This window comes from Pseudoselenomonas ruminantium, from assembly GCF_900142515.1.
GTDB classification, from domain to species: Bacteria; Bacillota; Negativicutes; order Selenomonadales; family Selenomonadaceae; genus Selenomonas_A; species Selenomonas_A ruminantium_D.
On the sequence record NZ_FRBC01000004.1, the window covers coordinates 38,679 to 45,121 of the forward strand.

A 6,443-nucleotide genomic window follows, 5' to 3' on the forward strand; every position below is an offset into this window, starting at 1 on the left:
TACTTATCTGCTGACTGCTGCTACAGTGGCCTTGGCCGCCTGCACCAGATCCGCGGGCTTCAGGATGATCTGTTCGCCGCGCTTGCCGGCGCTGATGGCGATGACCTCCTGCGCCTCGGCACTGGCATCAAGATAAACCGGATAATCCTTCTTTGCTCCCAGAGGTGAGCAGCCGCCACGGATATATCCCGTCAGGCCAAAGACCTCCTTCAGATGCACCATTTCCACGCGCTTGTTGCCCGAAGCTGCAGCCAATGCCTTGAGGTCAAGCTCTCCCCCACCGGGAATCACCGCCATCAGCACGCCGTTCTTATCCCCGCGGCACACCAGGGTCTTATAGACCATTTCAATGGGCATCCCCACGGATTCAGCCACATGCACAGCTGACAAGTCATTTTCATCCACCTCATAGGTCTTCAGTTCATAGCTGATGCCTAACGTGTCCAGAATCCTTGCCGCATTGGTCTTTGCTTCTTTTTTCTTTTTTGCCATTTTTACTTACACCTTGTTTCCAAAAAACTCTACCTTTCCTATTATACATTTATTTTACATATTTTACCACAAAAAAATAAATTTATTTCCGAAGTGTAAATACATGTTTACACTAGCAAAATAAAAGAGCCGCTGACAGGTCAACCTCAGCAGCTCGCCTTAAGAACATTCAATCCAGCCAGGAATAATCCCGATGACTCTCCATAAAAACCACCAGTTCATCTGCCGGCAGCGGCCGGGAGAAATAATATCCCTGTTCGTATTCACAGCCCATCTTCGCCAATTGCTGGGCCATATGTTTGTCCTCCACTCCTTCGATGATGATGGCCATTTTTTCCTCCTGGAACATATGCATCACATGCAGGAGTATATTGCTGTTGCTGCGGAAGTAAGCCCATACCAGCTGCATATCGATCTTCACCATGGCGAAAGGCAGATTGATGACACGCACGATATTGGAGGTCCCTGCACCAAAATCATCCAACAAGAAGCGTACGCCACAGTTTTTCAGCCGCCGCATCTGTTCCAGCAGGGATTCCATATCTCCGGTAGCCGACTCGGTAACCTCCAGGCGAATCTTATCCATCGTGATCCGATGTCTTACGGCAATGCGTTCCAGCTCATCACCCAGATTGTAATTCAAGCACTGGGCCGGAGAAATATTGACCGTCACAAAATCAATCCCCAACGCATCCAGATCATGTTCACTGATGAAATGACAGGTCTTGGCAAATATCTGCCGTCCCAGTTCCATGATATCACCATCGTTCTCAGCTATGGGAATGAATTCCTGAGGCGGAATATAGCCCAGTTCTTCATCATACAAACGTGCCAGGATTTCCAACGCATTGATGCGCTTCTCTTTGACGGAATACAATGGCTGCATATGAATCTGCAAATTATTTTCTCGCAGTGCCTTGCCCAGGATACGCCGGACTTTTTCCTGCCGTTTCATCTGTTCCAGCAGTGCCTCATCCACTACGTAAACATCGGTCATATCACGGCGATATGCTTCATTGAAGGCCTGTTCCAAACAAATCTCCACATTGCGTGCATTCTTCTTGGGTACACTCTTGGAGACAAAGATCATATTGATCCCCAAGGCTGCCTGAGCACCACCATTATCTGACCAGGGATAACGGAAACGCTCTTCAATCTTTCTGGCCATGCCCTGCACATCACTGTAATCGGAGACATGGTTCAACAGCACCATCTGGCCATTCCCCATATAAAAGACCTGAAAGTCCTTGAACTGCTTGTCCAGCCACTTGCCGATATCCAAAAGACTCTTATACATCGTATTGGGGCCATAAAAAGTCTTGAAGGCAGGATAGTTCTTGATGCTGATGCCCAAACAAGAAAATTGCTTTTCTTTGATCAACAGTTCTGACACCATTCCCCCCAAAGCTGCTTTATTGAACACGTCCACCATCCTGTCACGGAATGAGTCCGGATTCTGTGCCGTCAGATAGATGATCAGGATGGCCATGAGACTGAAGAAACTCGTGACCAGCGTGTTCATGAATGCATGACGTACCAAGATTCCCACGGCCAGAATCAGATTGCTGCTGTATAAGCCAGCCTGCAGTCTGACAGATGCATCCTTCCGGCAGCAAGTGAGAACCGCCACAGATGCCAGGATATAAAACCAAGTACTGAAATAGATTGCATTGTAATAGGCCAGATTATGATAGCCTGTCACCGGATCTATCGTAAAGATAGCTCCCGTCCAGGGCGTCGATAAAATCATCAGGCAGACAAGCAGCGCGGGGATGATTCCTCCCCAGCTATAACGCCGTCCCCAGCGACGCGGCGCATTCACCACCTCAGACGCATAGACAAAAAGCAGCCAGCCCCTCAAAATAAAGCTGAGAAAATAAGCAATATTCAGTCCATAAGACAAAGAAACTGGATATTCCTGCCAAACTTCATTCAATTCGCATGCCCAGATATCCGTAATGGTCATGATGATATTCATCATCATGACCCACCAGAAACTGCGGCTCTGCCGGGTAGGCAGCTGCCGCCGCAGATAATAGACGGTCATCAGGATAAGCTGTATGGGTATGGTTGCCAAAGCAAAGTCATAATTATAATCACTAAGCCAATTCCACATAAAAATTCCCCTTGCTCTCTAATCATAAATATTCATTATCTATGATTTCGCCAAGGGGAATTCTATTTCCTGCAATATTTAGTTAATAATCCCAAAAGCCTGCAAAGCCAGGATAACCATGATTACCGGAGCCACATAGCGGATGACTGCACGGTAAAGGCCCTTGCGCGGCATAGGACTGCCATCGGCTTCCATCTCGCCGATAATCCAATCCGGCTTCACGAGCCAGCCAATCAGAATGGCTGACAGGAACGCGATGATGGGCATCATGCAAGCCGTACTGATATAGTCCATGATATCCAGAAGCTGCCCCGTAGAGCCATTGGGCAGGCCAACCTCCACATAGAAAAGGCTGTAACCCAGAGCGATGACCACCGTGATGATGGTGTAGAAAGCACTGACAATCAGCGTGACCTTCTTGCGCTCCGCATGGAAGATTTCCATGCAGTTGGCCACAATCGCTTCCAGCACGGAAATGCAACTGGTCAAAGCCGCAAAGATGGCCATCAGGAAGAAGGCGGCACCGATGATGATACCGATAAAGCCTAAGGAATTGAAGACCTTGGGCAGGGAAACAAACATGAGTTTCGGTCCGGCCGCCATGCCCTCCATGCCCGAGAAAGCAAAGATGGCAGGGATGATCATCATGCCGGCCAATACAGCCACCGCCGTATCTACAATGGCAATCTGGGACACAGACTGATTGAGGTTCACATCTTTCTTGACATAGGAACCATAGGTAATCATGATGCCCATGGCCACAGACAGCGAGTAGAACATCTGGCTCATGGCATCCAGCACGATCTGGATGTACTTACTGAGCGTCAACCCCTCAAAATTCGGCAGGAAGTAAATCGCCAAGCCCTGCAAGCCGGTTCTGACCGTACCATCTGCATCCTGAACTTCCAGCGTCAGCACATACAGGGAAATCAGGATAACCGTAATGAGCAGGACAGGCATGATGATGCGCGAAGAAGCCTCAATGCCCCGTTCTACCCCGCGGTAAACCACGAAAGCTGTTGCCAGCATGAAGATAGCCGCATAGATGCCGGACTCCACGGGGTTCGTGATGAAGCCCACGAAATATTCATCCTGCGCGGCCGCCGCGCCCGCTCCTGTCAGGAACGTCACCGCATACTTGGTAATCCAGCCGCCGATAACCGCATAATAAGTCATGATGATTGCCGGTACTAGAAAGGTCAGGATTCCCAGGAATTTCCAGCCGGGTTTCATGGCTCCATAAGCCTTGATGGAACTCAGCTGAGTCTTGCGGCCAATGGCCAAATCAGAAGACAAAAGTGCGTAGCCAAAGGTCACAAGCAGAATCAGATACGTCAGCAGGAATATTCCGCCGCCATCCTTCGCAGCAAAATAGGGAAAACGCCAAAGATTGCCCACGCCTACGGCGGAGGCTGCTGCCGCTAGCACGAAGCCAAGCTGGCCGGAAAAGCTGCTGTCCTTGCTGTTTTTCTCGTTCATATACATCACCTCTAATTGTTAATGATATTATTATACACCTTTACAGTTATTTGTAAAGCTTTTTATTATAAAGATATACTTTTGTCCATTTATAATCAACATTATTTTTAGTCATGATAAGAAAAACAGCCGTAATCCATGCCTGTTGGACAGGGATTACGGCTGACTTTGCCGGTTTTATATTCTATTCCAAATGGACATTTGTTTTATGTCAATCTTCATCCGGATTTTCTAAAATGTGTTCAATCTTATTCTTCATCACTTCAAAGGCCACATCATTGAGACCGCTGTTCAAAACGATATCCGCCACATTGCGGGTGGGCTCTACATAAAGATAATGCATAGGCTTGACCGTAGCCAGATAATGTTCGATGATATTCTGCAAATCCCGGCCGCGCTCTTCCATATCCCGTACTACCCGACGCAAGATACGCTCATCCGCATCAGCTTCGACAAAGATCTTGATGTCAAACATATCCCGCAGGCGCTCATCCTGAAAGATCAGGATGCCTTCCACCACGATCACCCGACTGGGCTCTATGGTTATGGTCTTATCCGAACGGTTATGTTGGGTAAAGTCATATACCGGGCACTTGATACTCTTACCCTGCCGCAAAGCATCCAGATGTTCTATCAGCAGATCCGTTTCCAAAGCCTGGGGATGGTCATAATTGATCTTGCGGCGTTCCTCCATGGATAAAGCATCGTTAGCACGATAGTAATTGTCATGATATATGACTGTTATGTTATCACCAAAAAAATTCTTCAAGCGATTGGTAAAGGTGGATTTGCCCGAGCCCGAGCCGCCCGCAATACCGATAATCGTTGTCTTCATTTGGCGCAACACCTCCTTTGGGTAATTCAGCATTAGTAACGATTATAGCACAAAACTCATTCTTCCGCTAGTATTTCATAAAGCTCCATGATTTCCCGTATTCTTTTGGTCTCAACAGCACTCAGGTCATGACGGCGTGACTTGCCGCCGCTCTTATAATAGACAATATAGCCGCCGCCAACACTCAATATTCGTTTGAATGCATCGACAACCGCCTTATTGGCATTCAGCGAATAACTCTCCGACAGCCACTCTGCATCAGAAGCCATATGCTTATTCAGTTTTGACGGATCAAAGGCTACGGTCGTTGTCTGCCCACCGGCTACAATATCCAGATGGTCTCCCTTGATCCAGGCTGTCTGCAATGGATCGCTGATATGGTAATAATAATAAACATCATAAGCGAGGATGCACTTTTCCTTTCCCTCTATCAAAAAAGGTCGCAGGTACACGCCCGGGTCCGGCTTTTTCGGCCACTTATGCTTATAATAGGTCACGCTGCCAACAGTTTCCGCTATCACATTATCCTTGATTTCCCGTTTCTTTTTCTCGCGAACTTCCTCTGCTGCTTTTTCTCTAGCCTCTTCCTGACGGCGTAATTCCTCCTCTTTCGCCCTTTGTGCTTCCCGTTCCAATTCCTCCGGCGTCTTTTCTTTTTCTCTCAACGTCTCTTCTGACAATTTCGCTTCCTGCTGGATTTTCTGTTCCTGCTGAACATAATAATATGCTGCGCCCCCCACAGCCATGATCAGAATATATACTGCAGCTGCGCCAGCAATGATGTGGGATTTTTTCAATGTTCTCACCTCATATGTCATATTTTACCTGGCAGGGCAAAAATCCTGCAAGAAAAACAGCCCTGCAAGCATTTCCTTGCAGGACTGTTTGATTTCATCAGTCGAAGCAGATATAAACCGCATCTATATCCTCAAGCTCCAACCCCATCTCTTTGAAAGCCGTATGTAACGCCTGGCTGGCAACATCCACATTGCGCGCCTTGTCACCGGCTTCTAACAATCTCAATGCAGATTCATCAACTGGATGAATCGCAAATGTCAGACCATCATAAATCAAACGGAAAGCAGCGGCACCGTTCTTGGTAAATAACGGTTTCGTATACTCCCGATACTGATTAGGCATAATCTCCTTGGGCACCGGAATATCCTTATCCGCAGGCATCAGACTGACCTGCTGCGGTTCCACAGTTACCTGATACGTACCATAATCATAGATCTGACCATTCACCTTCTTGCCAAAGGGAATCTTGGCCACAGTCAAACCTAAGACCTTCTGGACAGAGCCTTCATCCGGCCTGTTTTCCAAGCTATAACTTCCCTGTCCCCCTCGCGATTCATTTTTAAGATAATCAATCTGCGGACGCTCGACAGAAGTTCTCTGCGGCGTTTCCGGGACTACAGCAGGCTCTTTCGGTTTATCCGGCACTACCACAGGTTCTTCCTTCGGCTTGTCCGGCACTACCGCAGGTTCCTCCTTTGGCTTGTCCGGCACTACCGCAGGTTC

6 protein-coding genes are annotated in these 6,443 nt (G+C 47.9%); all 6 read right to left on the reverse strand.

All coding sequences use genetic code 11. The features are described from left to right. Positions 1 to 3 precede the first annotated feature (3 nt). Positions 4 to 492 carry a Cys-tRNA(Pro) deacylase gene (ybaK, locus tag BUB68_RS03040; RefSeq protein ID WP_073088341.1) on the reverse strand — a complete coding sequence of 163 codons (489 nt, stop codon included), beginning with the start codon at positions 490 to 492 and terminating at the stop codon, positions 4 to 6. 169 nt (positions 493 to 661) lie between these two features. Beyond that, a complete protein-coding gene (locus BUB68_RS03045) occupies positions 662 to 2,608 on the reverse strand; it encodes an EAL domain-containing protein (RefSeq protein ID WP_073088342.1) in 1,947 nt (648 codons plus the stop codon). Between the two features lie 78 nt (positions 2,609 to 2,686). Beyond that, a complete protein-coding gene (locus tag BUB68_RS03050) occupies positions 2,687 to 4,087 on the reverse strand; it encodes a sodium-dependent transporter (protein WP_073088343.1) in 1,401 nt (466 codons plus the stop codon). A gap of 211 nt (positions 4,088 to 4,298) precedes the next feature. Then, complete coding sequence (udk, locus tag BUB68_RS03055; protein WP_073088344.1) at positions 4,299 to 4,922, reverse strand: uridine kinase; 624 nt, start codon at positions 4,920 to 4,922, stop codon at positions 4,299 to 4,301. A 56-nt stretch (positions 4,923 to 4,978) separates the two neighbouring features. Beyond that, a complete protein-coding gene (locus BUB68_RS03060; RefSeq protein ID WP_073088345.1) occupies positions 4,979 to 5,719 on the reverse strand; it encodes a hypothetical protein in 741 nt (246 codons plus the stop codon). 97 nt (positions 5,720 to 5,816) lie between these two features. Continuing rightward, positions 5,817 to 6,443, reverse strand: a 627-nt coding sequence (locus tag BUB68_RS03065; RefSeq protein WP_218587675.1) for a hypothetical protein, incomplete at its 5' end; no start/stop codon positions are given.

Excerpts from the sequence above, each read along its gene's own strand:
- udk (WP_073088344.1), bottom strand. The coding sequence starts at position 4,922 with ATGAAGACAACGATTATCGGTATTGCGGGCGGCTCGGGCTCGGGCAAA.
- BUB68_RS03045 (WP_073088342.1), bottom strand. The coding sequence starts at position 2,608 with ATGTGGAATTGGCTTAGTGATTATAATTATGACTTTGCTTTGGCAACC.
- ybaK (WP_073088341.1), bottom strand. The coding sequence starts at position 492 with ATGGCAAAAAAGAAAAAAGAAGCAAAGACCAATGCGGCAAGGATTCTG.
- BUB68_RS03050 (WP_073088343.1), bottom strand. The coding sequence starts at position 4,087 with ATGAACGAGAAAAACAGCAAGGACAGCAGCTTTTCCGGCCAGCTTGGC.